Here is a 24993-nt window from a genome sequence, read left to right as displayed (position 1 = left end):
ACCTTCATGCCCACTCTGAAACGCCTGGCGGTCCTGGCCGCCGCGGCGCTGGCCCTCACCGGGTGCTCGCTGGAAGAAGCCGCCACCGGCGATACCGTCACCGTCGTCGTCGGCTACCAGTCGAAGACCATCAACACCGTCACCGCGGGCACGCTGCTGCGCGCCCAGGGATATCTGGAACAGCGGCTGCGGCAGATCACCGAGAACGGCGGCCCCGCCTACAAGGTCGACTGGCAGGACTACGACACCGGCGCCCCGATCACCGCCCAGATGGTGGCCGAGAAGATCGATATCGGCTCCATGGGCGACTATCCGCTGCTGATCAACGGATCCCGCACCCAGGCCGGGGACCGGTCCCGCACCGAATTCCTGTCCGTTACCGGCTACAACCCCAAGGGTGCGCTGAACATGGTGGTCGTACCGCCGGACTCGCCGCTCACCGGAGTCGGCGAGCTGGCCGGGAAGAAGGTGTCTGCCAGTGTCGGGTCCGCGGGGCACGGCACCCTGGTGCAGGCCCTCACCCGCGCCGGCGTCGATCCGGTCGCCGGTGTGGAGGTGCTGAACCAGCAGCCGCAGGTGGGTGCCTCGGCGCTGGAATCGGGCCAGGTCGCCGCCCTATCCCAGTTCGTGGCGTGGCCGGGACTGCTGGTGTTCCAGGACAAAGCGAGACTGCTCTACGACGGTGCCGAACTGAATGTGCCGACTTTCCACGGCGTGGTCGCCCGTGAGCACTACACCGCCGAACATCCCGAGGTGGTGGACGCCTTCCTGCAGGCCCAGCTCGACGCCACGGAATTCCTGTGGCAGCAGCCGCTGGAGGCGGCCCGGATCGTGGCCGAGGAGTCGGATCTGCCGCAGGAGGTCGTGTATCTCTACAACGGCCCGGGCGGCACCTCGTTCGACACCACCCTGAAGCCGAGCCTGGTCTCGGCCGTCAAAGACGATGTGCGGTACCTGAAGTCGATCGGCGATTTCGCCGACCTCGATATCGACGGGTTCGTCGCCGACCAGCGCCTGCGCGCGGCCTTCGCCGCCCGCGGCCAGGACTACGAGAAGGCGCTCGCCGATACCGCCAACCACACCGCCGGTTCCGGTACCGAACTGTGGCTCGACGGCCAGGACACCACTCGTCCCGCCGGTGATCCCACCGAGCTGTTGCGTGCCGTCGCGGCCGCTCGCGCCGCGGGTTCGACGGTGCGCGCCGCCTATATCGTCGACACCGAACTCGGTACCCGCTGGTTCGCGGACAAGGCGGTCTGGCTGCGCGACGGGAACACCTTTCTGCCGTTCACCACCGAGGCGGCCGCGCTTCGCCACCGCCACGCCCATCCCACCGCCGTCCCGGTGACCTACGACCAGGCCGTCGCCGAGGTCCGGTCATGACCGCGGCCACGACCCTCGCTCCCGCCCCGGCCGCCGCGCCGGCCGTCCCGTCGCGCCGGCCCGGGCGCACGGTGTGGCCGGGCCGGCTGCTGCGGCTCGGTTCCGTACTGGCCGCGATCCTGCTCTGGCAGGTCCTGACCACCGCCGATATCCGGCTGTGGCTGCGGTTCGACACCCTGCCCTCGGTGACCGAGGTGCTCACCGCGTTCGGTCGCCAACTCGGCACCGATGTCTACTACCTGGACCTGGCGCAATCCCTGATCCGCATCCTCACCGGGTTTGGTATTGCCACCGTGCTCGGCGTGGCCAGCGGTATCGCCCTGGGCCGGTCCCGCCTGTTCGCCGGAATCCTGGGCCCGCTCACCGAGCTGGCCCGGCCTGTCCCGGCCATCGCGGTGGTCCCGATCGCCATCCTGCTGTTCCCCGACGACGAAGCCGGCATCGTGTTCATCACCGGCCTGGCCGCCTATTTCCCGATCATGGTCAGTACCCGTCACGCGGTCCGCGCGCTGCCGACCCTGTGGGAGGACTCGGTGCGCACGCTCGGCGGCACCCGGTGGGATGTGCTGCTGCGGGTGGTGTTCCCCGGTGCGCTGCCGGGGATCTTCGGTGGACTGTCGGTCGGGATCGGGGTCGCCTGGATCTGCCTGGTATCCGCGGAGATGATCTCCGGCCGCCTCGGTGTCGGCTACCGCACGTGGCAGGCCTACACCATTGTCGACTATCCGGGTGTCTTCGTCGGGATCGTCACCATCGGCGTCCTCGGATTCGGTACCTCCGCCGCGATCGAACTACTCGGCCGCCGGGTCACCCGCTGGCTGCCGCGGGGAGAGGAGAACACCCGATGACCATCACCCTCACCACCGAAACCCCCACGTCCGGCACCGACGCACCGGGCATGAGCCTGCGGCTCGACGAGACCTCGCTGTCCTACACCGGCGACCCGGTGATAGACCGGCTGTCGCTGGATGTGCGGCCCGGCGAAATCCTGGTGCTGACCGGCCCCTCGGGTTGCGGCAAGTCCACGGTCCTGCGCGCCTTGGCCGGGCTGCTGCCCCCGGATTCCGGTCGCGTTCTCGCCGACGGCGAACCCGTCACCACCACCTCCCGGGACCGCGCGGTGGTGTTCCAGGACAATGCCTTGCTGCCATGGCGCAGTGTCCGCGCCAATATCGAACTGGCACTGCGGCTGCGGGGCGAACCCAAGGCCGGGCGCCGTGCCGCGGCCGACCGCTGGATCGAGGAGGTCGGCCTCACCGGGTTCGCCGAGTTCCTGCCCAAGAGCCTGTCCGGGGGTATGCGGCAACGCGTGCAACTCGCCCGCGGTCTCGCCGGTGCCCCGCGCGCGGTGATGATGGACGAACCGTTCGGCGCGCTGGACACCCAGACCCGCGCCACCATGCAACGGCTGCTCATCGAGACCTGGCGCACCCACCCCGCGACGATCGTCTTCGTGACCCACGATGTGGACGAGGCGCTGCTGCTCGGTGACCGGATCGCTGTGCTGGGTCGTGCCGGGAAACCGCTGCGCGCCCTGATCGATGTTCCGAATCCACGTGCGGCCGCCGATCGGCAGCCGCAACGCGACCAACTCGTGGAGGCCCTCTCGTGACCGCACCCACTCTGTTCGCGGCTCCGGATCTCGCCGACACCGTGCGCCTGGACTGCGATGTGCTGGTGATCGGCGGCGGTACGGCCGGCACCATGGCCGCGCTGACCGCCGCCGAACAGGGCGCGAACGTGCTACTGCTGGAAAAAGCGCATGTCCGGCATTCCGGTGCGCTGGCCATGGGTATGGACGGCGTCAACAATGCCGTTATCCCGGGGAAGGCCGAACCGGAGGACTACGTCGCCGAGATCACCCGCGCCAACGACGGCATCGTCGACCAGCGCACCGTGTACCAGACCGCGACCCGCGGTTTCGCCATGGTGCAGCGGCTGGAGAAGTACGGCGTCAAATTCGAGAAGGACGAATACGGGGAGTACGCGGTCCGCCGGGTGCACCGCTCGGGCTCGTACGTGCTACCCATGCCCGAGGGCAAGGATGTGAAGAAGGCCCTCTACCGGGTGCTGCGGCAACGGAAGATGCGGGAGAAGATCCGGATCGAGAACCGGCTGATGCCGGTGCGGGTGCTCACCGACAGTGGCCGGGCGGTCGGGGCGGCGGCACTGAACACCCGCACCGGCGAGTTCGTCACGGTCGGCGCGAAAGCGGTGATCCTCGCGACGGGCCCGTGCGGCCGGCTGGGCCTGCCGGCGTCGGGCTACCTGTACGGCACGTACGAGAATCCCACCAATGCCGGCGACGGCTATTCGATGGCCTACCACGCGGGCGCCGAGCTCAGCGGGATCGAATGCTTTCAGATCAATCCGCTGATCAAGGACTACAACGGTCCCGCCTGCGCCTATGTCGCCAACCCGTTCGGTGGGTATCAGGTCAATGCGCAGGGGGAGCGGTTCGTCGATTCCGACTACTGGTCGGGGCAGATGATCGCCGAGGTCAAACGGGAGATCGACTCCGCGCGCGGACCCATTTACCTGAAGGTGTCCCATCTGCCAAACGAGACGCTGACCGCGCTCGAAGACATCCTGCACACCACCGAACGCCCCACCCGCGGCACCTTCCACACCAACCGTGGCCACGACTACCGCACCCACGATATCGAGATGCACATCTCCGAGATCGGTTTGTGCGGCGGGCATTCCGCCTCCGGGGTCTGGGTGGACGAGAACGCCCGCACCACGGTGCCCGGCCTGTACGCGGCCGGTGACCTGGCCTGCGTGCCACACAACTACATGATCGGGGCGTTCGTATTCGGCGAACTCGCCGGCGCGCATGCCGCCGCCACCCTGGCCGAGACCGCGGCACCCGCCGAACTGCCCGCCGACCAGATCACCGCCGCGCACGAACTGGTGTACCGGCCGCTGCGGCACCCCGACGGCCCACCGCAACCACAGGTCGAATACAAGCTGCGCCGGTTCGTCAACGACTATGTGGCGCCGCCGAAAACCGCGGCGAAACTGTCGCTGGCGGTGGAGACCTTCGAACGGATGCGCGGCGATCTCGCCGAGATGGGCGCTCGCACCCCGCACGAACTCATGCGTGCCGCCGAGGTGTCCTTCATCCGTGACTGCGCGGAAATGGCCGCGCGCAGTTCGCTGACCCGTACCGAATCCCGGTGGGGTCTCTACCACGAGCGCGCCGACCTCCCGGCACGCGACGACGACACCTGGCGTTACCACCTGAACCTGCGCAAGGCCGCCGACGGCGGCATGGAGTTCCTCAAACGGCCGGTCGCCCCGTATCTGGTGCCCGTGCCCGGGCTGGACGACCTGCCATCCCAGGGGGAGCCGGTACCCGTAGAACAGCCCGAACTCGTCGGTCACCGCCGCGCCCCGAGCGTCGCGGCCCCCGCACCCCGGGCCGCGGTCCCGGAGCCGGCCCCGGTCGCCTCACCCCGGTTGCTCGCATTGCTGGCCCTGGACGCGCCCACGGCCGGGCAACTGTCGGCCTACCTGTCCGATACCGACGAACGGGTCCGGGTCGCCGCGATCGCGGCACTCACCGAGAACATCCCGGACGGTTTCGCGGCACTGCTGGTCAGTGCCCTCGACGATGGCGCGGCGCCGGTGCGGGCCGCCGCCACGGCGGCGCTGCGCGAACTGGTAGAGGTGTTGCCGTCCGTCGAGGGTCTCGCCGAACGGCTGACTTCGCCGGATCCGGTCGTACGGGCGGTGGTTCTCGACCTGCTGCGCGCGGCACGCGCCGGTGCGGCCGCCGACTACCGGGCAGCATTGGCCGACCCCGACCACCGGGTGCGGATCGCCGCGGTGCGGGCGCTGGTCTCGCTCGACGAGTGCGACGCCTTGGCGGCCGCGGCCGCCGACAGCAACCGTGAGGTGCGGATCGCGGCCGCGCAAGGCCTGGCCACCATCGGCACCGGCGGCGCGGACACCGTCCGTGGGCTGGTGACCGATCGTGACCCGCTGGTCCGGGCGGCGGCGCTGGCCGCTTTCGCCGATATCGGTGCCGCCGAATCCGATATCGGGTCGTGTGCCGCGGCGCTGCGGGACACCGCCTGGCAGGTGCGGGTGGGCGCGGCCAAAGGTCTGGCCGGTGCCGAACCCGGCGCGGCCGTCACCGAACTGGCCGGTGCGCTCACCGATCCGCATCTGGATGTGCGCAAGGCCGCGGTCCTCGCGCTGGCCTCCTGGCCAAACCACGAACCGGCCCGGGACCTGCTTCGGCAGGCCGTCGACGACCCGGACGCCGATGTCCGTGCCTACGCCCGCCGCGCCGTGACGGACTGAACCCGGCCGGCCCGCGCACTCTCTCGACTCGGCGCGGGCCGGCCGGGTTCAGCCGCGGCGTGCCGTGGCGAGCAGTTCGGCCACGGTCGCCAGCTTCACCCGGGGCCGTCCCGCCGCCGCGCCCGCGGCGCGTTCGGTCCGGTCCACGCGGTGCGGTCGACCACATCGGGTTGCCGGTCGCGCACCAGATCCGACAGCGCCGCCCGGTCCCGCACCGGGGTGGGCAGCACACCGGCCCGGAAATCGTCGAGGGTCGCGGCCACCGTATCTCCGCGGACGCGAACTGCGGATCGCCCGGGTGGGGCCGGATGCAGACCACCGGGCATTCGGCCACGCACTGGCGCGTCGTTGCTCAGTGCTGGGTGATGACGTAGGTCATCGGAACCTCACGCCTTCTGCCGACGGCGGTACCGGACTCGGCACGGCTGCTGCAGCTGAACGACCATCTTGGAGTGGTCGTTGCGGTAGGAGTCCGACGGTTGCACCCTCTCGAATTCCCAGTCCCGCAGCAGTACCGAGAAGATGGCCTTGAGCTGCATGAGCGCGAACGCGGCGCCGACGCAGCGATGGCGTCCGGCCCCGAACGGGATCCAGGTCCAGCGGTTGACCAGATCTTCCTGGTTGGGGTCGATATAGCGGCCGGGATCGAAACTGTCCGGGTTCGGGAAGTCCTCGGGCAGCCGGTTGGAGATCGCCGGGGTCGCGGCCACATGATCGCCGGGCTCGATCCGGTTCCCGCACACCTCGAACTCACCCTGGGCGACCCGCATCAGGATGATGAGCGGCGGGTGCAGCCGCAGCGTTTCCTTGAGTACCGCTTCCAGTTGCGGGATCTGGCGCAGCGCGTGAAAACTCACTTCCTGGCCGTCGGCGTAGAGCTCGTCGAGTTCCTTCACGACTCCGGAGAGCACCTCCGGATGCCGCAGCATTTCGATCACCGACCAGGCGGCGGTACCCGAGGTGGTGTGGTGGCCGGCGAACATCATCGAGATGAAGATGCCGGTGACCTCGCTGGCGCTGAAGTGCGGGGTGCCATCCTCTTTCTTCACCGAGACCAGCACATCGAGCAGGTCGCGGTCCTCCTTGTCGGCGGGCGGGTTCGCGATCCGCCCGTTCATGATCTCCTGGACGAGTTCGACCAGCGCGGCCCGGGATTCGTCGCGGATCCGGAAGCTCTCGATCGGCATGTAGGGATCCACATACGCCAGCGCGTCGGTGCCGCGTTCCAGATTGTGGTAGAGGTGCGCGAACCGGCTGTCGAGTTCCTCGCGGAATTTCGTCCCGATCAGGCAGGCCGAGGAGGTGTAGATGGTGAGTTCGGCGAAGAAGTCGAGCAGATCGATTTCGCCTTCCTCGCCCCAGCCCGCCAGCATCCGGTCGACCTCTTTTTCGATGGTCGCCGCGTGTCCGCGCATCTGGTCGCCGCGCAGCGCGGAGTTGTGCAACATCTCCTTACGGCGTTCCGGGCTGGCGTCGAATACCACACCTTCGCCGAAGATCGGCTTCATGAAGGGGTAGGCGGCGGCCTGGTCGAGGTCCTCGTCGGCGGCACGGAAGAAGAATTCGTTCGCTTCGGCGCCGGTGAGCAGGACGACGTGGCGTCCGGCGAGCTCGAACCGGCCGACGTCACCGCATTCCGCCCGGACCCGGCGCATCAGCGCGATCGGGTCGGTACGGAACTCCTCCAGGTGGCCGTGTTCGTGTTCGCCTCCGGACACCCGCGGCGGTTTCACCGAAGTCATGTGGAAATCCTTCCCCAGATTACTGTCCAGGATCTATGGTAGACACCTGTCTGGACAGTACTACGGGGTGTTGTGCGCAAGCAAGGCGTGCGACCTCTCTCCACCCCCGGCGCGCTGTCGGGATGCCATCATGTCCGGACATCTGTACGGAATAGTGTTCGGCCGAGACAAGTGAGCGAGAACAGATCCATGAGCGGAAACCAGACCCTGTGGGGACGCGGCGCCGTGGTCGTCGGCGCCACCAGCGGCATCGGCTACGCCGTCGCGCACGCCCTGGCCGGACACGGCGCCGGAGTGGTGGTCAACGGACGCAACACCCCCGCCGTCGAACGCACCGTCAACTCCCTGGCCCTCGCCGGCCACCGAGCGATCGGCGTCGCCGGCAGCGCCGCCGACGAATCGACCGCAACCGAACTCGTCGACACCTGTGTACGCACCTTCGGCGCCGTCGACGTCCTCATCAACTGTGCCGGGATCGCCGAACCCGCCGACTCCTCCATTCTCGACGTCAGCACCCGCGACTGGCGGGCACTGCTCGACTCCCACCTCACCACCACGTTCAACACCTGCCGCGCCGCCGCCCCGAAAATGGTCGCCCAGGGCCGCGGCAGCATCATCAACACCAGTTCCTTCGCCTACCTCGGCGACTACGGCGGAACCGGATACGCCGCCGGGAAGGGCGCGGTCAACTCCCTCACCCTCGCCATCGCCGCCGAACTGGCCGAACACAAGGTCTGCGCGAATGTCGTCTGCCCCGGCGCCAAGACCCGGCTCTCCAGTGGGTTCGCCTACGAAGCCAAGATCATGGAGCTGTACCGGCGCGGCATGCTCGACGAGATCAGCAAGGACGCCGCCCTCGACGCCCCACCCGCCGACTACGTCGCCCAGCTGTACCTCTACCTCGCGGGGACGGCCACCGAACGGGTCACCGGCCAGATCTTCGTCGCCGCGGGCGGATTCGTCGGCCGTTACGACCGCCCGACCCCCACCATCCTCGGCTTCCGCGACCACAACGACACCCCGCCCTGGACCCAGGACGAACTGCACCGCATGATCGGCGGCCACGACACCGAGGCCGGGCAGTGACCGAATTCCCCGAACTCGGCTGCTACGGCCTCGCCGGTCACGCCACCGACCCGCACATCCTGCTCGACGAGGCCCGCGGCGCCGAACGACTCGGCCTCGGCGCGATTTTCCTGTCCGAACGGTTCAACACCAAAGAAGCCTTCGCCCTCGCCGCCGCCGCGGGCGCGGTCACCACCGACCTCGGCATCTGCACCGCCGCCACCAACCACAACACCCGCCACCCTCTGATCACCGCGGCGGGCGCCGTCACCCTGCACCGGCTCACCCGCGGCCGCTATAGCCTCGGCCTCGGGCGCGGATTCGGCGCCCTCTTCGACGTCATCGGCCTACCCCGGATCACCTCCGCGCAACTCCGCGACGTCACCGAGCTCTACCGGCGCCTCTGGCACGGCGATACCGTCGTCGGCCACGACGGGCCCGCCGGGAAATACCCGGTTCTGCACCTCGACGCCACCTACGACGAAGCCATCCCTGTCATGTTCACCGCGATCGGCGCCAACACCCTGCGTCTGGCCGGGCAGATCGCCGACGCCGTCGTCCTGCACACCTTCTTCACCGACGACACCACCGCGCACGCCGTCCGCACGATCCGCGCCGCCGCGGCGGACGCCGGCCGCGATCCGGCGGCCATCCGCATCTGGTCGGTGCTGGCGGTGGTCGACGACACCCAAGGCGAATCCGCCCGGCTGCGCAAACTCGTCGGCCGTCTCGGCACCTACCTGCAGGGTTACGGCGACATCCTGGTCCGGGTCAACGGCTGGGACCCGCAGGTCCTCGCCGACTTCCGCGCGCACCCCCTGGTCGCCGGCGCCGGAGGTGCCCTCGACGCTGTAGCCGACGACACCACCCTCGCCGCCGTCGAAGAACTGCTCCCCGCGGAATGGACGTCCGCCTCCGCCACCGGCACCCCGGCACACTGCGCGAGCCGGATCGCCGACCAGTTCAACGCCGGCGCCGACGGTGTGATCCTGCACGGCAACGCCCCCACCGAACTCGCACCCGTTCTCGACGCGTGGCGGTGCCGCCGCGACACCGGCCGGTTCGCCCACCTGCCGGCCAACCCCGGCAGGAGCCACCGATGACCAGCCCCACCGATATCGCCGGCCTCACCCCCGAATGGCTCACGGCCGCACTCGGCCGTCCCGTCACCGCCGTGACCGCCGAACCCGTCGGTACCGGGCAGATCGGCACCGTACACCGGCTGCACCTCACCGGCGACGGGGTGCCGACACGACTCCTGGCGAAGCTCCCCGCCGCCGACCCCGGCGTCCGCGCCATGCTGGCCGGCGCCTACCGCCAGGAAGTCCGCTTCTACACCGAGATCGCCACCACGGTCGCCGTCCGCACTCCGCGCTGCCACCACGCCGAAATACACGGCGACGGCGCCGAATTCGTACTCCTGCTGGAAGACCTGGCCCCCGCCCGCCCAGGCGACCAGATCGGCGGCTGCCCCATCGCCCACGCCCGCCCCGCCGTGGCCAACCTGGCGGGCCTGCACGCCCCCCGCTGGTGTGACGACACGCTGCTCGATATCGAGGGATTCAGCCGCAACGGTCCGGAGGAAGCCGGCACGCTGCGCGAGCTCTACGGCCCCACCACCGACATCGTCCTCGACCGCCTCGGCGACCGGCTCCCTGCCGAGGACCACGAGACCGTACGGGCCTGCGGTGTGGTCATCGCCGACTGGCTGGTCGCCCGCCCCGAACGGTTCGGTCTCGTGCACGGCGACTACCGTCTGGACAATCTGCTGTTCGACGACGCCGACCCACCGCAGGTGACCGCCGTCGACTGGCAGACCGTCAACCTGGGACTCCCGGCCCGCGACCTGGCCTACTTCATCACCACCAGCCTGGATCCGGAGCCCCGGCGGGCCGTCGAACAAGATCTGGTGGTCACCTACCACCGGCGGCTCACCGAACTCGGCGTCACCGGCTACACCATCGAGGACTGCTGGCAGGACTACTGCTTCGCCGCCCTGCAGGGCCCGCTGGTCGCGGTATTCGGCGCCGCCTACGGCACCCCCTCCGAGCGCGGCGCCGCCATGTTCGCCGCCATGATCCGCCGCAGCTGCGCCGCCATCCGCGACCTGGACTCACTCACCCGGCAACCGGCCCCACCGCGGCCACCGGCTGCCGGGTAGCCGCGCGGTGTCCCCGCTGTCTCGGGTGGCGGAGACGCGGGCGATGGCAGTGGACAGGGGAGTGGAGCGCCGTGATCCGCTGCACGGTTCCCCGCACTCCGCGGCTTGTGAGAGCACGAGGAATAACCCCGCCGCCCCCGCCGTTCAGGTAGATGCAAACGCATAGAACCTACGGTGGGAGTGACACACGATGCAGTTCGGAATCTTCTCGGTCAGCGATATCACCCGCGACCCGGTAACCGGCGTGACGCCCAGCGAGGCCGAACGGATCGACGCGATCGTGCAGATCGCCCGCAAAACCGAAGAGGTAGGCCTCGACGTCTTCGCCATCGGCGAGCACCACAACCCACCCTTCTTCTCGTCCTCACCCACCACCCTGCTCGGCCATATCGCCGCCACCACCGAACGACTGATCCTCACCACGGCGACCACCCTGATCACCACCAACGACCCGGTGAAGATCGCCGAGGACTACGCCATGCTGCAACACCTGTCCAAGGGCCGCATGGACCTCATGCTCGGCCGTGGCAACACCGGCCCCGTCTACCCGTGGTTCGGTAAGGACATCCGCGCGGGCCTACCGCTGGCACTGGAGAACTACAACCTGCTGCACCGGCTCTGGCGCGAAGACGTCGTCGACTGGGAAGGTACCTACCGCACCCCGCTGCAGGGCTTCACCGCCACCCCACGCCCGCTCGACGGTGTGCCACCGTTCGTCTGGCACGGCTCCATCCGCACCCCGGAAATCGCCGAACAGGCCGCCTACTACGGCAACGGTTTCTTCGCCAACCACATCTTCTGGCCCACCGCGCACTCGCTGCAACTCATCGAGTTCTACCGGCAGCGTTTCGAACACTACGGGCACGGCACCAAGAAGCAGGCCATCGTCGGACTGGGCGGACAAGCCTATATCGCCAAGAAATCCCAGGACGCCTGGAACGAATTCCGCCCCTACTTCAACGAAGCCCCCGTCTACGGTCACGGCCCCTCCCTCGAGGACTTCGCCGAAATGACCCCGCTGTCGGTCGGCAGCCCACAGGAGATCATCGACAAAACCCTCACCTTCCACGACACCTTCGGTGACTACCAGCGCCAGCTGTGGCTCATGGACCACGCCGGGCTGCCCCTGAAAACCGTGCTGAACCAGCTCGACCTGCTCGGCGAGGAAGTCGTGCCGCTCCTGCGCAAGGAACTGGAAGCCCGCCGCGACCCCGAATCGGCCCCGGCACCCACCCATCGGGCCCGCGTCACCGCCGAATACGGTGGCGAGCCCGCCCGGCAGGCCCGCCCCAACGCCAACCAGGGAGACAATCTGGCCGGCGCCAGCCCCTACCAGGACACCGCGAAAACCCTGGCCGACAAGTGACCAGAACCAGCGGAAGGCTCGCCAACGACGCCTGGGAAGCAGTACTCACCGCCCACGCGGTGCTGATGAAACAGTTCGCGGCCGAAGACGTGTGGCACGGACTCACCATGCGCGAATACGACGTCCTCTACACCCTGTCCAAATGCCCCGAACCCATCCGCCCCGCCGAACTCAACCGGCACGTCCTGCTCACCCAGCCCGCGCTGTCCCGGATGGTGGATCGGCTCGTCGACCGCGGCCTCGTGCAACGCACTCCCGACCCGCACGACGGCCGCGGGGTCCGGCTCTCGCTCACCGACGAGGGCCGGACCCGGCAACGCCGCATCGGCGGCCGCCACGCCGTCGGCGTCGCCCGCGCACTCACCGGCGCACTCACCGACGACGAACTACGCACCCTCGAACAGCTCTGCGGCAAACTCGCCGACACCACCCAAAGGAACGAGATATGAACACCACCAACGGCCAGGGCACGACCCCCTACCGACTGGTCGTGGTCAGCGGCGGCACCAGCAACCCGTCCTCGACCCGCATGCTCGCCGACCGGGTCGCCGCCCGCGTCGGCACCCTCGCCCGCCACCGCGGCGCCACCGCCACCGTGCACGTCATCGACCTCCGCGAACTCGCCACCGAGATCACCACCGCGCTGGTCTCCCAGCTCATGGGCCCCAAGATGACCGCCGCCGTCGAAACACTCGCCGCCGCCGACGGCCTGATCGTCGCCGCCCCCGTCTACAAGGCCGCACCCAGCGGACTGCTCACCTCCTTCTTCCACGTCCTCGACAACGACCTGCTCATCGCCAAACCGGTGATCCTGGCCGCCACCGCCGGCACCTCCCGGCACGCCCTGGTCGTCGACGAACAGATGCGCGCCCTGTTCGCCTTCCTGCGCACCATGACCGTGCCCACCTCCCTGTTCGCCGCCTCCGAGGACTGGAGCGACACCGACCTTGACAGACGCATCGACCGCGCCGCCCTGGAACTGGTACTGCTGATGGAGAGCGGGTTCGCGCACAAGGTCAAAGACGAATCGTGGCACAGCTACCAGCACAGCTTCGGCAGCGGCGGCGGGAGCGTTACCACCGTCGACCTCGACACCGACCTCATGCGGCTCGCGGCCGGCGGGGGAGCGCCGGTGCAACCCCGGGCCTGACCACAACTGGCCGCGCCGCGGACTCCCACCAGCCCGCGGCGCCGGGAGCGGCAGGCCCACCCGGCACACCTCACCGCCGAGAACCCGCGCTCACGCGTGTTAGTTTGCTGCGGTGACCGCACCCGCCGAAACTATCGACCAGGTCACCCGGTATCTCGACCTCGCAGGCGTCTTCGCCTGCGCGATGCTCGGCGGCGCCGTATCCCGCACCGAAAAACTCGACCTCTTCGGATTCCTCGTCGTCGGTATCGTCTCCGGCCTCGGCGGCGGCATCATCCGCGACACCCTGCTCCAGCAAGGCCCCCCGGTAGCGCTCACCGACTACGCCTACCTCCCCACCGCCGTGGTCGGCACCCTCCTCTCGTTCCTCATCCACCTCAGCGAACACGCCTGGGACCGCCTCTTCACCGCCCTCGACGCCGCCGTCATCGGATTCTGGGCCGTCACCGGCGCACAGAAAACCCTCGCCGCCGGCCTCGGCTGGCTGCCCGCCGTACTTCTCGGCATCACCACCGCCGTCGGCGGCGGCGCCACCCGCGACGTCCTCCTGCGCCGGGTCCCGGCCGTCTTCGGCGGCAACGGCCTCTACGCCACCGTCGCCGCCGTCGTCGCCGGCACCATGGTCGTCTGCACCTACCTCGGCGCACCCGCGATCGGCATCGTCGCCGGCATCGTCTTCTCCCTCGCACTCCGCCTCGCCGCCGTCCGCTACGGCTGGGGCCTGCCCAACGGCCTGGACTGGCAACCGCACACCCGCCTGGCCGCCGCCGTCCGCGGCGTCCGCACCACCCGCCGCGGCCGCGGCCCCAGCACCGAGGACAGCAGCTGACACCGACCCCGAGCAGAGAGGCACTACCGATGAATCGTGACGCCGCCACTGTTCTGACCGGCCTGGACGCCGCCCGCGACGAAATCGAGAACCGCTACCGCGACCTGCACGCCCACCCCGAACTCGGCATGAGCGAACACCGCACCGCCGCGCTCGCCGTCACCGCCCTCCGCGACTACGGCTACGACATCACCACCGGCATCGGCGGCACCGGAGTCACCGGCGTCCTCCACAACGGCCCCGGCCCCACCGTGCTGCTGCGCGCCGATATGGACGCTCTCCCGGTAAAAGAAGCCACCGGCCTGCCCTACGCCTCCACCGCCACCGTCGACCGCGACGGCGACCCGCAACCGGTCATGCACGCCTGCGGACACGACGTCCACATCGCCTGCCTCCTCGGCTGCGCCCGCCTGATGGCCGAGGCCCGCCACGCCTGGCACGGCACGATCATCGCGCTGCTCCAGCCCTCCGAAGAGAACGGCGACGGCGCCCGCGCCATGGTCGCCGACGGACTCACCGAAAAAATCCCCGCCCCCGACGTCGTCCTCGGCCAGCACGTCCTGCCCTATCCCGCGGGCACCGTCGGCACCTGCCCCGGACCGTTCCTGTCCGCCGCCGACAGCCTCCGCGTCACCCTGCACGGCCGCGGCGCCCACGGCTCCCAACCCCAGGCCTCCGTCGACCCCGTCGTCATGGCAGCGATGTGCATACTGCGACTCCAGACAGTGGTATCCCGGGAACTCGCACCCACCACCCGAGCCGTCGTCACCGTCGGCAGTATCCACGCCGGCACCGGACCCAACCTCATCCCCGACGACGCCGTCCTCGAAATCAATATCCGCACCTACGAGCCGCAGGTCCGCGAACACATCCTGAACGCCATCGAACGGATAGTGCGCGCCGAAGCCACCGGCGCCGGTGCCCCACGCGAACCCGAATTCGAGCGGATCACAACCTTCCCGGCGACCGTCAACGACCCCGAAACCACCCGCCGGGTCGCCGCGGCCTTCACCACCGCCTTTGGCGCCGCCGCCCACACCATCGAGCCACAGACCGCCAGCGAGGACATCAGCGAAATCCCCGCCGCCTTCGGGGTCCCGTTCACCTACTGGGGACTCGGCGGCACCGACCCGGCCGCCTTCGCCGAAGCCGTCGAAAGAGGCACCCTGTTCCAGGACATCCCGGTCAACCACAGCTCCCGCTTCGCGCCAGTCCCACAACCCACCCTCGACACCGGAGTCACCGCCCTCGTCGTCGCCGCGCTCGCCTGGCTCGGCACCGGCAACCCACCACCGGGAACTGGGCAACCCCGGCACGATATGGGACGATCGGCCACGTGACCAGCAGACCCACCGCGGACCAACACCTCCGCGACCTCGCGCTGTTACGCCGCGTCCGCGACCGGATGGACCGCGAATACGCGCAACCACTGGATGTCGAAGCACTCGCTCGCGGCGTCAACATGTCCGCCGGACATCTCAGCCGCCAGTTCCGGCTCGCCTACGGCGAATCCCCGTACGGCTACCTGATGACCCGCCGCATCGAACGCGCGATGGCCCTGCTGCGCCGCGGTGACCTCACCGTCACCGAAGTATGCTTCGCCGTCGGCTGCTCCTCACTGGGCACCTTCAGCACCCGCTTCACCGAACTCGTCGGCATGCCACCCAGCGCCTACCGGCGCCGGCACACCGACGCCACCGCCGGCATCCCGTCGTGCACCGCCAAACAGGTGACCAGACCGATCAGGAATCGAGAAGCCCCGGTAACCACCCCGCAGCTAGCGTGATCGGCATGGACATCACCATTCACGCCAGCTACCTACCCCAGGACGATCCCGAAGCCGCCATCGGGTTCTACCGCGACACCCTCGGCTTCGAAATCCGCAACGACGTCGGCTACAACGGCCTGCGCTGGATCACCGTCGGCCCCGCCGGCCAGCCCGGAACCTCCATCGTCCTGCACCCGCCGGCCGCCGACCCCGGCATCACCGACGCCGAACGCACCACCATCACCGAAATGATGGCCAAGGGCACCTACGCCGGAATCAACCTCGCCACCGAAGACCTCGACGGCACCTTCGAACGGCTCCAGGCCGGTGACGTGGAAGTGGTCCAGGAACCCACCGATCAGCCCTACGGCATCCGCGACTGCGCCGTCCGCGACCCCGCGGGCAATATGATCCGCATCCAGCAACTGCGCTGACCGGAGTCCCACCCACCGACCCGCCACGCACACCGGCCCGCCCATCGGACGGGCCGGCCGGTAACACTCGACCGCCAGGAACCGAACAGGCCGATGTCGACGACCGCGACCACCGCAGAGGGAGACAGATGACCACCGCCACGAAGACCGGTACGCGGGCGTCCGCGACACACGCCGCCGACAGCCACGACCTCATCCGGGTCCAGGGCGCACGCGTCAACAACCTCAAAGACGTCAGCCTGGAGATCCCGAAACGGCGGCTCACCGTATTCACCGGCGTCTCCGGCTCCGGCAAGAGCTCCCTGGTCTTCGCCACCATCGCCGCCGAATCCCAGCGGATGATCAACGAAACCTACAGCGCCTTCGTCCAAGGTTTCATGCCCACCCTGTCGCGCCCCGACGTCGACCTACTCGAAGGCCTCACCACCGCCATCATCGTCGACCAGGAACGCATGGGCTCCAACCCCCGCTCCACCGTCGGCACCGCCACCGACGCCAACGCCATGCTGCGCATCCTGTTCAGCCGGCTCGGCGACCCCCATATCGGCTCACCCAACGCCTACTCCTTCAATATGCCGTCGGTGACCGCCAGCGGCGCCATCACCGTCCAACGCGGCAGCAAAACGGTCGCCGAGAAAGCCACCTTCAGCCGCCTCGGCGGCATGTGCCCCCGCTGCGAAGGCATGGGCTCGGTCACCGACTTCGACCTCACCGCCCTCTACGACGACAGCCTCTCCCTCAACGAGGGCGCCCTCACCATCCCCGGCTACAGCATGGACGGCTGGTACGGCCGTATCTTCCGCGGCTGCGGCTACTTCGACCCCGACAAGCCCATCAAGAAGTTCACCAAGAAACAACTGCACGACCTGCTCTACAAAGAACCCACCAGGATCAAGGTCGAAGGCATCAACGTCACCTACGAAGGCCTCATCCCGCGCATCCAGAAATCGTTCCTGTCCAAGGACGTCGACGCCATGCAACCCCATATCCGGGCCTTCGTCGAACGCGCCGTCACCTTCACCACCTGCCCCGAATGCGGGGGCACCCGCCTCACCAAGGAAGCCCTCGCCTCCAAGATCAACGGCAAGAACATCGCCGACCTGTGCGCCATGCAGATCAGCGATCTCGCCGACTGGGTCCGTGAACTCGACGAACCCTCGGTCGCCCCACTCCTCAAAGGCCTGCAGCACCTGCTCGACTCGTTCACCGATATCGGGCTCGGCTACCTCTCCCTGGAACGCCCCTCCGGCACCCTGTCCGGGGGAGAGGCCCAACGCACCAAGATGATCCGCCACCTCGGCTCCTCGCTCACCGATGTCACCTACGTCTTCGACGAACCCACCATCGGCCTGCACCCGCACGATATCCAGCGGATGAACGACCTGCTGCGCCAGCTCCGCGACAAGGGCAACACCGTCCTCGTCGTCGAACACAAACCCGAAGCCATCGAAATCGCCGACCACATCGTCGATATCGGCCCCCGCGCCGGCAGCGACGGCGGCCGGATCGTCTTCGAGGGCACCGTCGACGGCCTCCGCGCCAGCGACACCCTCACCGGACGCCACCTCGACGACCGCGCCGCCCTCAAGAAATCCGTGCGCACCCCGTCGGGCGCCCTCGAAGTCCGCGGTGCCGACTCCCACAACCTGCGCGATATCGACGTCGACATACCGCTCGGCGCCCTCGTCGTCGTCACCGGCGTCGCCGGCTCCGGCAAGAGCTCACTCATCACCGGCTCGGTCTCCGGACGCGACGGCGTCGTCACCATCGACCAAGGCGCCATCCGCGGCTCCCGCCGCAGTAACCCCGCCACCTACACCGGCCTCCTCGACCCCATCCGCAAAGCCTTCGCCAAAGCCAACAGCGTCAAACCCGCCCTGTTCAGCTCCAACTCCGAAGGCGCCTGCCCCACCTGCAACGGTGCCGGTGTGATCTACACCGACCTCGGCGTCATGGCCACCGTCGAATCCACCTGCGAGGAATGCGAAGGCAAACGCTTCCAGGCCGCGGTACTCGAATACACCCTCGGCGGCCGCAATATCGCCGAAGTGCTCGACATGTCGGTGGCCGAAGCCGAAGCGTTCTTCGGCTCCGGCGACGCCCGCATCCCCGCCGCACACAAGATCCTCGACCGGCTCGCCGACGTCGGGCTCGGCTACCTGCGCCTCGGCCAGCAACTCACCACCCTCTCCGGTGGTGAACGGCAGCGCATCAAACTCGCCACCCAGATGGCCGAGAAAGGCGGGATCTACATCCTCGACGAACCCACCACCGGCCTGCATCTCGCCGATGTCGAACAACTGCTCGGACTCCTCGACCGGCTCGTCGACTCCGGAAAATCGGTGATCGTCATCGAACACCACCAAGCCGTGATGGCGCACGCCGACTGGATCATCGACCTCGGCCCCGGCGCCGGACACGACGGCGGCCGCATCGTCTTCGAAGGCACCCCCGCCGACCTGGTCGCCGCCCGCTCCACCCTCACCGGCGAACACCTCGCCGCCTACGTCCGCGCCTGACGCCGAGATCAGCGCACGAACGTACCGCACCCGTCGGAGTCGTAGAACTCCAGCCACAACCGATCCCCGTCGAACCGGGCCTGCGAAACACTGCCCGGATTCGCGCTCTCACCCACCGGGGAGAAGACGAACGTGTCACCGTCGCGATGCCGCAATGGCATCGCGACGTGGCGCGGCCCCATCATCAACAGCAGTGCGTCACCGTCCACCGCGACCGACGCCGGACCGAAATAGTCGTTGCCGTACTCACCCGCGTAATCCTCCAGCGGTCGTGCGGGCGCCGGATTCGGCGGTGGCGGGGCCCCGACCAGCTCACCGACCGGCGCATTCAACTGCTCGAACGCCTTCGAATACAGCTCCCACCAGTTCTGCCGCACCTCCCCGAACTGCACCAGATCGGCGAACTCGGCGTTCAATGTCTCCGGCACCCCGATCGGTGCGGCATTGGTCAGCGTCACGATCCCCACATTCGCCGACGGAATCATCGTCATCGCGGTCGCCGCACCCTGGTCGAACGCTCCCGAATGACTCAGCACCACCCGGCCCGCCGGCGAGTTACCCACATTGAAACCGAACCCGTACTGACCCGCCCGGGCGTCCGCCTCGGCCGGCGGCGCCGACACGGACTGCGGTGTCAGCGCGGGCAGCAGCGCCTCGGGCGCCACCACCTGCGCACCGCCGTGCTTCCCGTTCGCCAGCACCATCATCATCCACTGCGCCATATCCGTCACCGACGAACTGACACCTCCGGCGGGGGACAGGGCGTCCGGCTGGCGTCCCGGCCGCGCCGGACGGTACTTTCCGTCCACCAGCACATGCCCGGATGCGCGGTCGCCCGCCGCGACGAAATCGGCGTACCGGGAACTGGTCGAGGACATACCCAGCGGACGATAGATAGCCTGTTCCGATAACGCCGACCAGCGCTGCTTCGACGCATCCGCGATCGCGATCGCCGCCGCGGTGAGACCGAAATTCGTGTACGCGTACGAATCGCGGAACGGCGCCAACGGCAGCATCCGCAATCGCTGGAGAACGGCGGTCCGATCGAACCCCAGATCCTCCAGCTTGTCCCCGGCGTGCTCGGGCAACCCCGAACGATGCGCGTACAGGTCGCCGATGGTCACATGGTCGCTCACATACGGGTCCTTCAAAGCGAACCACGGTGCCGGTTCACGGATCGGCGTATCCCACGTCGCCACCCCTTCCTGCACCTGCCGCGCGATCACCGTAGCCCCCACCGGTTTGGACAGCGACGCCAACTGGAACACCGTCCCCGGGTTCACCGGCTGCCGACCGTCGACGTCCCGTACCCCGAAACCCTTCTGGAACACCACCTCACCGTCATAGACGACGGCGACCGCCATACCCGGAATATCGGTGTCGCGCATCAACTCCTCGGCGCGATACTCGAGCGTGCCCAGAATATGGTCGACCCGGCCGCCCGGTATGGCGACCCCGGCCGCCTGCTCGGGTCGCGGATCCGACGGTGAGGTCGAGGGCGCGGCCGCCCCGGGGACCGGGGTCGGTTCCCGGTCCCCGCACCCCGGTACCAGTCCCGCGGCGGTCACCACGGAGACACAGAGAACTACCAGCCGACGTCTGCGCATAGCTCGCCTCCGGGAGGTCGTCGCTGACACGAGTTCAGTCCGTCCCGAGCCTAACGCCCGTCTGCGACCGTGCCCGGTACGTGGCCGGCTGTGTTTTCGGTGGCCGCGGGACAGGGGAGGGGAGTGTCGCTTGCGGCGGGAGGGGAAGCAGGAGCGGGTTAGCGGTCGGTACGCGCTCCGCCATATCGCATCAGTGAAACCGTGAACCCGGCTTCATCCATATAGAGCAGGCATAGAGTTAAATCATATCAGTACGGCGATATGCGCATCTACTAATAAGATACTTCTTCTCGTTGCACTCCAGATGATCGGCCAATCGTAGAAAGAACAACGGAAGAGGCTTCATACATAAGGAATATGGACTGTAGGCATCGCATTCGATGCATGCGAGGGGAGGGGGCCGGTTCTGTTGTCGCGCCAACGGATTCGGTCGAAAATCGAAGCAGCCCGGAGATCGTCGGCGGATCGGGCCGCGAACGCAAATGTAGTGCGGCCAGCGAGCTGTGTGCACCTGCAAGTAACGACAGTGCCGTCAACGCTCACTTTGTAGGTGGCGGCCCACCGGCCCTTGCTCGGCACCTATCGGGCTGCCCTGAAACCGGACACGCGCGGGCCTCCCTGCGTCACATTACGTCATGTGACGAATTGCAAACTGGGGGATCGCAAAGCCACGGGAGGGCAAAATGGCAAGGCCGACAGAAGAAAATACCCGCCATCGCATATGTGGTGAACACTCTCCCGAGCTCGGCTCCTGCGGTCGACGGACGACAAGGCGGCGCGCATCCGCACACGCAAACCTCAGCGGTAGGGCGCCGCTACACCGCTGGATCTGCCCGCCCAAGAACGCCGATAATCTACATTATGTCAACTAGCTGACGGCGCAGTCTCCCCTTCCCTCGTCGTCGTCCCTCGCGTGCCCGTCGAGAAGATCAGCGACCAACTTCGGGAAACCGGCCGACCGGCCCGGCCCGGGGTGGGAACAGAAGATGCGGTGCGCACCGATGAGTTCCGAGTGCGTAGCGGGTCTACCCGGTTATGAGGAAACTGATCTACGGGTTCAGCGTGTCTGTGGACGGCTATATCAACGACCGCGCCGGCAGTATCGACTGGACCGACCCGGACGAGGAGTTGCACCAGTTCCACAACGACCGCTTCCGCGAGGTCGAGGTCTCGCTGCACGGCCGTCGACTGTACGAGCTGATGGCCGAGTACTGGCCGCGGGTGCCCGAGGACGCGTCGCCTATCGAGCGCGAGTTCGCCACGCTGTGGACGGAGAAGCCGAAAGTCGTCTTCTCTCGGACGCTCACCGAGGTGCACTGGAACAGCACGCTGGTCGGCGAGAACGCGGTCGAGGAGGTCCGCAGGCTCAAGGCGGGCGGTGAGGGCATCATGGAGGTCGGGGGCGCGAGTCTCGCGGCCTCGCTGATGCCGCACGGGCTGATCGATGAGTATCAGCTGTTCCTGTCGCCCGTGGCGCTCGGTGGCGGCACACCGATGTTCCCCGCACTCCCCGAGCGCCTCCGGCTCCGATTGGCCGAGACGAGGCAATTCAACACCGCGGTGATGCTGCGCTATCTCGCCGAGGTATGAAGACCTTCGCGGACCGAGGTGAATGGGTCTCTCGATCCACATCGTCCGCGGAGGTCTTCGCTCACCTCACCCTGCTGCGAGATCCCCTACAACCACCGGCCGCACCGCGATGCGGACGAGCGCGAGAGGGTTGTCGTCGCCTGCCGAGCGGTTGGCGCCCATCGCGCTACATGCGGAGCACCGATGGATGATCACCCACTCGCCGGTCTCCCCTGGTTTGCCGCATGTCGGGGGTAGGGCGCAAACGATGAGTAGCCGCCCGGCTCGGACAAGGCGGTGGGTTGGGGCGAGGCCGCGGATCGCGTCGCGCGAACGAGGTGTTGTCCGACCTGCTTCGCTCAGGGCACGAGCCTGGTCATCTCGGCATGCGGCAAGGTCGGATTGGCTGCCGTTGCTTCCACTACCTGCGGGTCTTCGTCGTCGAGCAGTTCAACGATGATCGAGGGCGGCAGGGCACGGTGGCCGGCGGCCTATGGTCTGGCCTGGCAATCGGTGAGGCACGCGAGCAGAGCCACGGCCGTCGCGTTGGGGTGGCGGGCGATCTCACGGAACGCCTTTTGCACCGGCGGCCGATGTTCTACCAGGTCCTCCAGCAGGGACGACGTGGCGTCAGGATTTGCTGCGACTTTCGCTATCACCCGGACACCGTGAAGCGCGACCATCGCACGCAACTGGGCTTCCGACAGGCCTGGGTGCGGCGCGATGGACTTGAGCACCTTCGCATCCGGGTCACGGGCGAGCGCATTACGCATCCCGGCCGGCAGATCGCGTCGCTGGGCGATGAGCAGCCGCAGGGCCGGGTTCGGTGACGCGGCCAGTTCCTCGGCCTCGGCCGTCGAGGCCGAGCTGGTACGCGGTAGCAGAGTTGAGCCGATCCGGGTGGCCTCGGCAAGGTGGGAGAGGATATCGAGTGGTAGGCGCGGATGGTAGGCCAGGCGGCGCTGGACATCGTGGCCACGGTCGAAGGCCAAGACACGGATCGCGCCTTCGTCGATGGCGGGGTTGTCCGCGAGCTGCGCGCGGACCCACGGAACAGGGTCCTCGCAGAGCCTCGCGTAGACGTACTGCGGCAGTCACGGCCGCAAAGGCGAAATGACCCCGGTCTATTACGAGGGCATGGACGACCAGCTCTCCGCACTCGGCCTGGTGCTGAACTGTGTGGTGCTGTGGAACACCGTCTACATGGACCGGGCACTGGCCGAGCTCCACGTCCAGGACTACCCGCTCGACGATGCGGATGTGGCCCGGTTGTCACCGTCCGTGCGCAGTCATATCGGAATCGATGGGCACTACAGTTTCCATCTGCCCGGTCTCGGCGGAGCGCACCGTCCACTACGTGATCCGGAAGCCCCTGACAGCGAGTGAGTTTCCTGCTCAGGATTCGTCGATGACCTCGACACGATGGTTGTCGAGAATATGCCCGTTCTCGTCTTCGATGCGGATGGCCTCGATACGGGACTTCACCGTGGGGTTCACGCCGTTCATGAAGTGCATCTTCAGCTCCGGCGGCTTGCCGTCGACCCAGTACTCGCGGTTCATGTGGGAGATGGCGAGCTGTTTGCGGGCTTGCGCTTCGAGATCCTTCTGGCTCGATCGCTGAGCGTCGGGATCATTGGTTTTCACTTCATGCCAGGTGCGGCCCTGGTCGGTGACGATATCGACCTCACTGGCCATCCGGGTGCCGGTGGGGGTGCTCACGTCGACCAGCGGGCCGAGATCGTGGATGTTGTCGAGCTTCGCGGCCATCCGTATTTCGCCTTCGTATCCATGGACATTGGCTTCGGGGCCCTGCAGAGCGGCGTCGTTGATCGCCCGCCGGGTGACGGTTTCACCTCCCGCGGTTCCGGCGCGCACCGTCTCGGAGAGGCGCGAGATTCTTTCGCGGGTGGTGTCGATTCCTTCCTGCCAGCGGTCAGCACCCTTGCCTGCCAGTTCCGGTGACCTCTCCAGCAGTGTGTTCAGCTGGTGTTGAGTGGTATCGAGGTCGGACTGCATGGCATCGAGACGATCGGCGGCTGCGCGGAGTTCGGGCTCGGGCACCGGCTGATGTTCGTACCGGTGGATATCAGCGAGCCGGTCGGCGATATCGACGCCGTCACGGTCGGCGGCGCCGCGCATCTTCTCGAACCACTGGTTGGTGTTGTTCGCCGCGACGCTGTCGATCATCCTTTGTGCCTTCGGGGTTTGGGTGAAGGCTTCGGTGTCGCGTTGAGCGAGGCGGTCGGCGACGTGCGTGGGAAAACCGTCGCGCGTGAACTCGGCCCGCCGCTCGAGCAGGGTCTCACGGTAGGTGTTGGCCATGGGTTGCTGCCGATACTCGTGGTAGCGGTCGTGCAGCAATCTCGTAGCCCGGTCGACGGCACGGGGATCGGCGTTGCTGTTCTCCAGCCGGGTGAGGGCCTGTCTCAGGCCCTTGGGCAGCGAAGAGCTCCCTTCGGAACGTGCCAGCCGGGCCAGTGTGTCATCGACCGATTCCAGCCTTGTTCGTGGTGAGGTCGCGATCTCGCGGAGGACGGGGGCGAGTCCGATGTTGTCTGCCCATTCAGTGGTGCGCCCTGCGGCGTCGCGGGTGATCAGCTGCTGGGCGCGTCCCCCACGCAGATAATCGTCGACTTCGTTTCTCGCGATGGTTTTGGCCGCGTCCGCGGACTCGCCTCGGTCGCGCAGGGCGCGGGATCTGTTATTGAGGAACTCTTGCCGCAAGTTCCGCTCCCGCACCTGTACTTGCTGCTGATATCTGTCCAGCACCGCACGCTCGACCCGAGTCGCGGTCCCAGGATCCACCCCGCTCGCCTGCACGCTGGCCAGCAACGCCGCCACATTATCGGGAACCCGATCACCTTCACCGCCCCGACCTTCGCGCGCTGTCGGCGGATCCGGTCGACGCATGCCGGCTTCCACCAGTTCACGGCCGTCGTGTTCGGCGTCGCTGATCCTTCGTGTCCCACGGACCTCTTCGGCCAGGTCACCCAGTGTGCGATGCAAGTGGGGACTGGCTCGGTGAGTGAGTACCTCGACCATGTCGTCGCGCATGCGCTGGAGCAAATCTCGTCCCGCACCGCTCAGAG

General features: G+C 67.9%; 22 protein-coding genes and 1 pseudogene. 17 read left to right on the top strand and 6 right to left on the bottom strand.

Features of this window, described 5'->3' with window-relative positions; translation table 11 throughout:
- The first annotated feature begins 6 nt into the window (after window positions 1–6).
- From NGR01S_RS02695 to NGR01S_RS02680, 4 genes are read left to right on the top strand one after another with little or no spacing between them, the layout of a single operon-like run.
- Entirely contained in the window at window positions 7–1383 is a 1377-nt protein-coding gene (locus NGR01S_RS02695; RefSeq protein ID WP_063034572.1) for an ABC transporter substrate-binding protein, read from the top strand.
- Entirely contained in the window at window positions 1380–2231 is an 852-nt protein-coding gene (locus tag NGR01S_RS02690) for an ABC transporter permease (RefSeq protein ID WP_063034571.1), read from the top strand. The genes NGR01S_RS02695 and NGR01S_RS02690 overlap by 4 nt, the downstream gene beginning before the upstream one ends.
- Window positions 2228–2995, top strand: a complete 768-nt coding sequence (locus NGR01S_RS02685) for an ABC transporter ATP-binding protein (protein WP_063034570.1) — start codon at window positions 2228–2230, stop codon at window positions 2993–2995. Before NGR01S_RS02690 ends, NGR01S_RS02685 begins: the two co-directional genes overlap by 4 nt.
- Window positions 2992–5694 carry a fumarate reductase/succinate dehydrogenase flavoprotein subunit gene (locus tag NGR01S_RS02680; RefSeq protein ID WP_063034569.1) on the top strand — a complete coding sequence of 901 codons (2703 nt, stop codon included), beginning with the start codon at window positions 2992–2994 and terminating at the stop codon, window positions 5692–5694. Before NGR01S_RS02685 ends, NGR01S_RS02680 begins: the two co-directional genes overlap by 4 nt.
- A 95-nt stretch (window positions 5695–5789) precedes the next feature.
- On the opposite strand, the gene NGR01S_RS30745 is transcribed toward NGR01S_RS02680, so the two are convergent.
- Both NGR01S_RS30745 and cyp51 read right to left on the bottom strand, forming a co-directional pair.
- The gene (locus NGR01S_RS30745) at window positions 5790–5957 is read right to left on the bottom strand and encodes a hypothetical protein (RefSeq protein ID WP_174551650.1); all 168 of its coding nucleotides are present in this window, start codon (window positions 5955–5957) and stop codon (window positions 5790–5792) included.
- Window positions 5958–6080: 123 nt separating this feature from the next.
- Window positions 6081–7436 carry a lanosterol 14-alpha demethylase gene (gene cyp51, locus NGR01S_RS02675; RefSeq protein WP_063034568.1) on the bottom strand — a complete coding sequence of 452 codons (1356 nt, stop codon included), beginning with the start codon at window positions 7434–7436 and terminating at the stop codon, window positions 6081–6083.
- Window positions 7437–7625: 189 nt separating this feature from the next.
- Between cyp51 and NGR01S_RS02670 the strand changes: the two genes are divergently transcribed.
- The 11 genes from NGR01S_RS02670 (at window position 7626) to NGR01S_RS02620 (ending at window position 18728) form a co-directional block, all read left to right on the top strand.
- Window positions 7626–8522, top strand: a complete 897-nt coding sequence (locus NGR01S_RS02670) for an SDR family NAD(P)-dependent oxidoreductase (RefSeq protein WP_063034567.1) — start codon at window positions 7626–7628, stop codon at window positions 8520–8522.
- On the top strand, window positions 8519–9604 hold the full coding sequence (locus NGR01S_RS02665; RefSeq protein ID WP_063034566.1) for a TIGR03857 family LLM class F420-dependent oxidoreductase: 1086 nt from the start codon (window positions 8519–8521) through the stop codon (window positions 9602–9604). The genes NGR01S_RS02670 and NGR01S_RS02665 overlap by 4 nt, the downstream gene beginning before the upstream one ends.
- Entirely contained in the window at window positions 9601–10662 is a 1062-nt protein-coding gene (locus tag NGR01S_RS02660; protein ID WP_063034565.1) for a phosphotransferase, read from the top strand. The genes NGR01S_RS02665 and NGR01S_RS02660 overlap by 4 nt, the downstream gene beginning before the upstream one ends.
- A 190-nt stretch (window positions 10663–10852) precedes the next feature.
- Complete coding sequence (locus tag NGR01S_RS02655) at window positions 10853–12028, top strand: LLM class flavin-dependent oxidoreductase (protein ID WP_063034564.1); 1176 nt, start codon at window positions 10853–10855, stop codon at window positions 12026–12028.
- Window positions 12025–12477 (top strand): MarR family winged helix-turn-helix transcriptional regulator, encoded by a 453-nt coding sequence (locus tag NGR01S_RS02650; RefSeq protein ID WP_063034563.1) that lies wholly within the window; start codon window positions 12025–12027, stop codon window positions 12475–12477. The genes NGR01S_RS02655 and NGR01S_RS02650 overlap by 4 nt, the downstream gene beginning before the upstream one ends.
- Window positions 12474–13178 carry a CE1759 family FMN reductase gene (locus NGR01S_RS02645; RefSeq protein WP_063034562.1) on the top strand — a complete coding sequence of 235 codons (705 nt, stop codon included), beginning with the start codon at window positions 12474–12476 and terminating at the stop codon, window positions 13176–13178. The genes NGR01S_RS02650 and NGR01S_RS02645 overlap by 4 nt, the downstream gene beginning before the upstream one ends.
- A 112-nt stretch (window positions 13179–13290) precedes the next feature.
- Window positions 13291–14007: a trimeric intracellular cation channel family protein gene (locus NGR01S_RS02640; RefSeq protein ID WP_063034561.1), complete on the top strand. Its 717-nt coding sequence runs from the start codon at window positions 13291–13293 to the stop codon at window positions 14005–14007.
- Between the two features lie 29 nt (window positions 14008–14036).
- Window positions 14037–15347, top strand: a complete 1311-nt coding sequence (locus NGR01S_RS02635) for an amidohydrolase (RefSeq protein ID WP_063034560.1) — start codon at window positions 14037–14039, stop codon at window positions 15345–15347.
- A complete protein-coding gene (locus NGR01S_RS02630) occupies window positions 15344–15793 on the top strand; it encodes a helix-turn-helix transcriptional regulator (RefSeq protein ID WP_063034559.1) in 450 nt (149 codons plus the stop codon). Before NGR01S_RS02635 ends, NGR01S_RS02630 begins: the two co-directional genes overlap by 4 nt.
- A gap of 5 nt (window positions 15794–15798) precedes the next feature.
- Entirely contained in the window at window positions 15799–16209 is a 411-nt protein-coding gene (locus tag NGR01S_RS02625) for a VOC family protein (protein WP_063034925.1), read from the top strand.
- 128 nt (window positions 16210–16337) lie between these two features.
- Window positions 16338–18728 carry an ATP-binding cassette domain-containing protein gene (locus NGR01S_RS02620; protein ID WP_063034558.1) on the top strand — a complete coding sequence of 797 codons (2391 nt, stop codon included), beginning with the start codon at window positions 16338–16340 and terminating at the stop codon, window positions 18726–18728.
- 8 nt (window positions 18729–18736) lie between these two features.
- Here the strand turns inward: NGR01S_RS02620 and NGR01S_RS02615 are convergent, their stop codons facing one another.
- Entirely contained in the window at window positions 18737–20335 is a 1599-nt protein-coding gene (locus NGR01S_RS02615; protein WP_063034557.1) for a serine hydrolase, read from the bottom strand.
- A 1035-nt stretch (window positions 20336–21370) separates the two neighbouring features.
- On the opposite strand from NGR01S_RS02615, the gene NGR01S_RS02610 reads away from it, so the two are divergent.
- Window positions 21371–21925 carry a dihydrofolate reductase family protein gene (locus NGR01S_RS02610; protein ID WP_063034556.1) on the top strand — a complete coding sequence of 185 codons (555 nt, stop codon included), beginning with the start codon at window positions 21371–21373 and terminating at the stop codon, window positions 21923–21925.
- A 66-nt stretch (window positions 21926–21991) separates the two neighbouring features.
- Here the strand turns inward: NGR01S_RS02610 and NGR01S_RS29905 are convergent, their stop codons facing one another.
- Complete coding sequence (locus NGR01S_RS29905) at window positions 21992–22174, bottom strand: RNHCP domain-containing protein (protein WP_084480304.1); 183 nt, start codon at window positions 22172–22174, stop codon at window positions 21992–21994.
- Window positions 22175–22395: 221 nt separating this feature from the next.
- Window positions 22396–22896, bottom strand: a complete 501-nt coding sequence (locus NGR01S_RS02605) for a hypothetical protein (RefSeq protein ID WP_063034555.1) — start codon at window positions 22894–22896, stop codon at window positions 22396–22398.
- Window positions 22897–23011: 115 nt separating this feature from the next.
- Here NGR01S_RS02605 and NGR01S_RS02600 point away from each other — a divergent pair.
- Window positions 23012–23290: pseudogene (locus tag NGR01S_RS02600) on the top strand (Tn3 family transposase); the annotation flags it as partial.
- Window positions 23291–23299: 9 nt separating this feature from the next.
- Here the strand turns inward: NGR01S_RS02600 and NGR01S_RS02595 are convergent.
- Entirely contained in the window at window positions 23300–24910 is a 1611-nt protein-coding gene (locus tag NGR01S_RS02595) for a hypothetical protein (RefSeq protein WP_169811854.1), read from the bottom strand.
- Between the last annotated feature and the right edge of the window lie 83 nt (window positions 24911–24993).

Origin of the sequence: Nocardia grenadensis NBRC 108939 (genome assembly GCF_001613445.1) — a bacterium.
GTDB lineage: Bacteria > Actinomycetota > Actinomycetes > Mycobacteriales > Mycobacteriaceae > Nocardia > Nocardia grenadensis.
The sequence above is the reverse complement of the archived record's forward strand: the minus strand, read 5'-3'. Positions and strand labels throughout refer to the sequence as shown.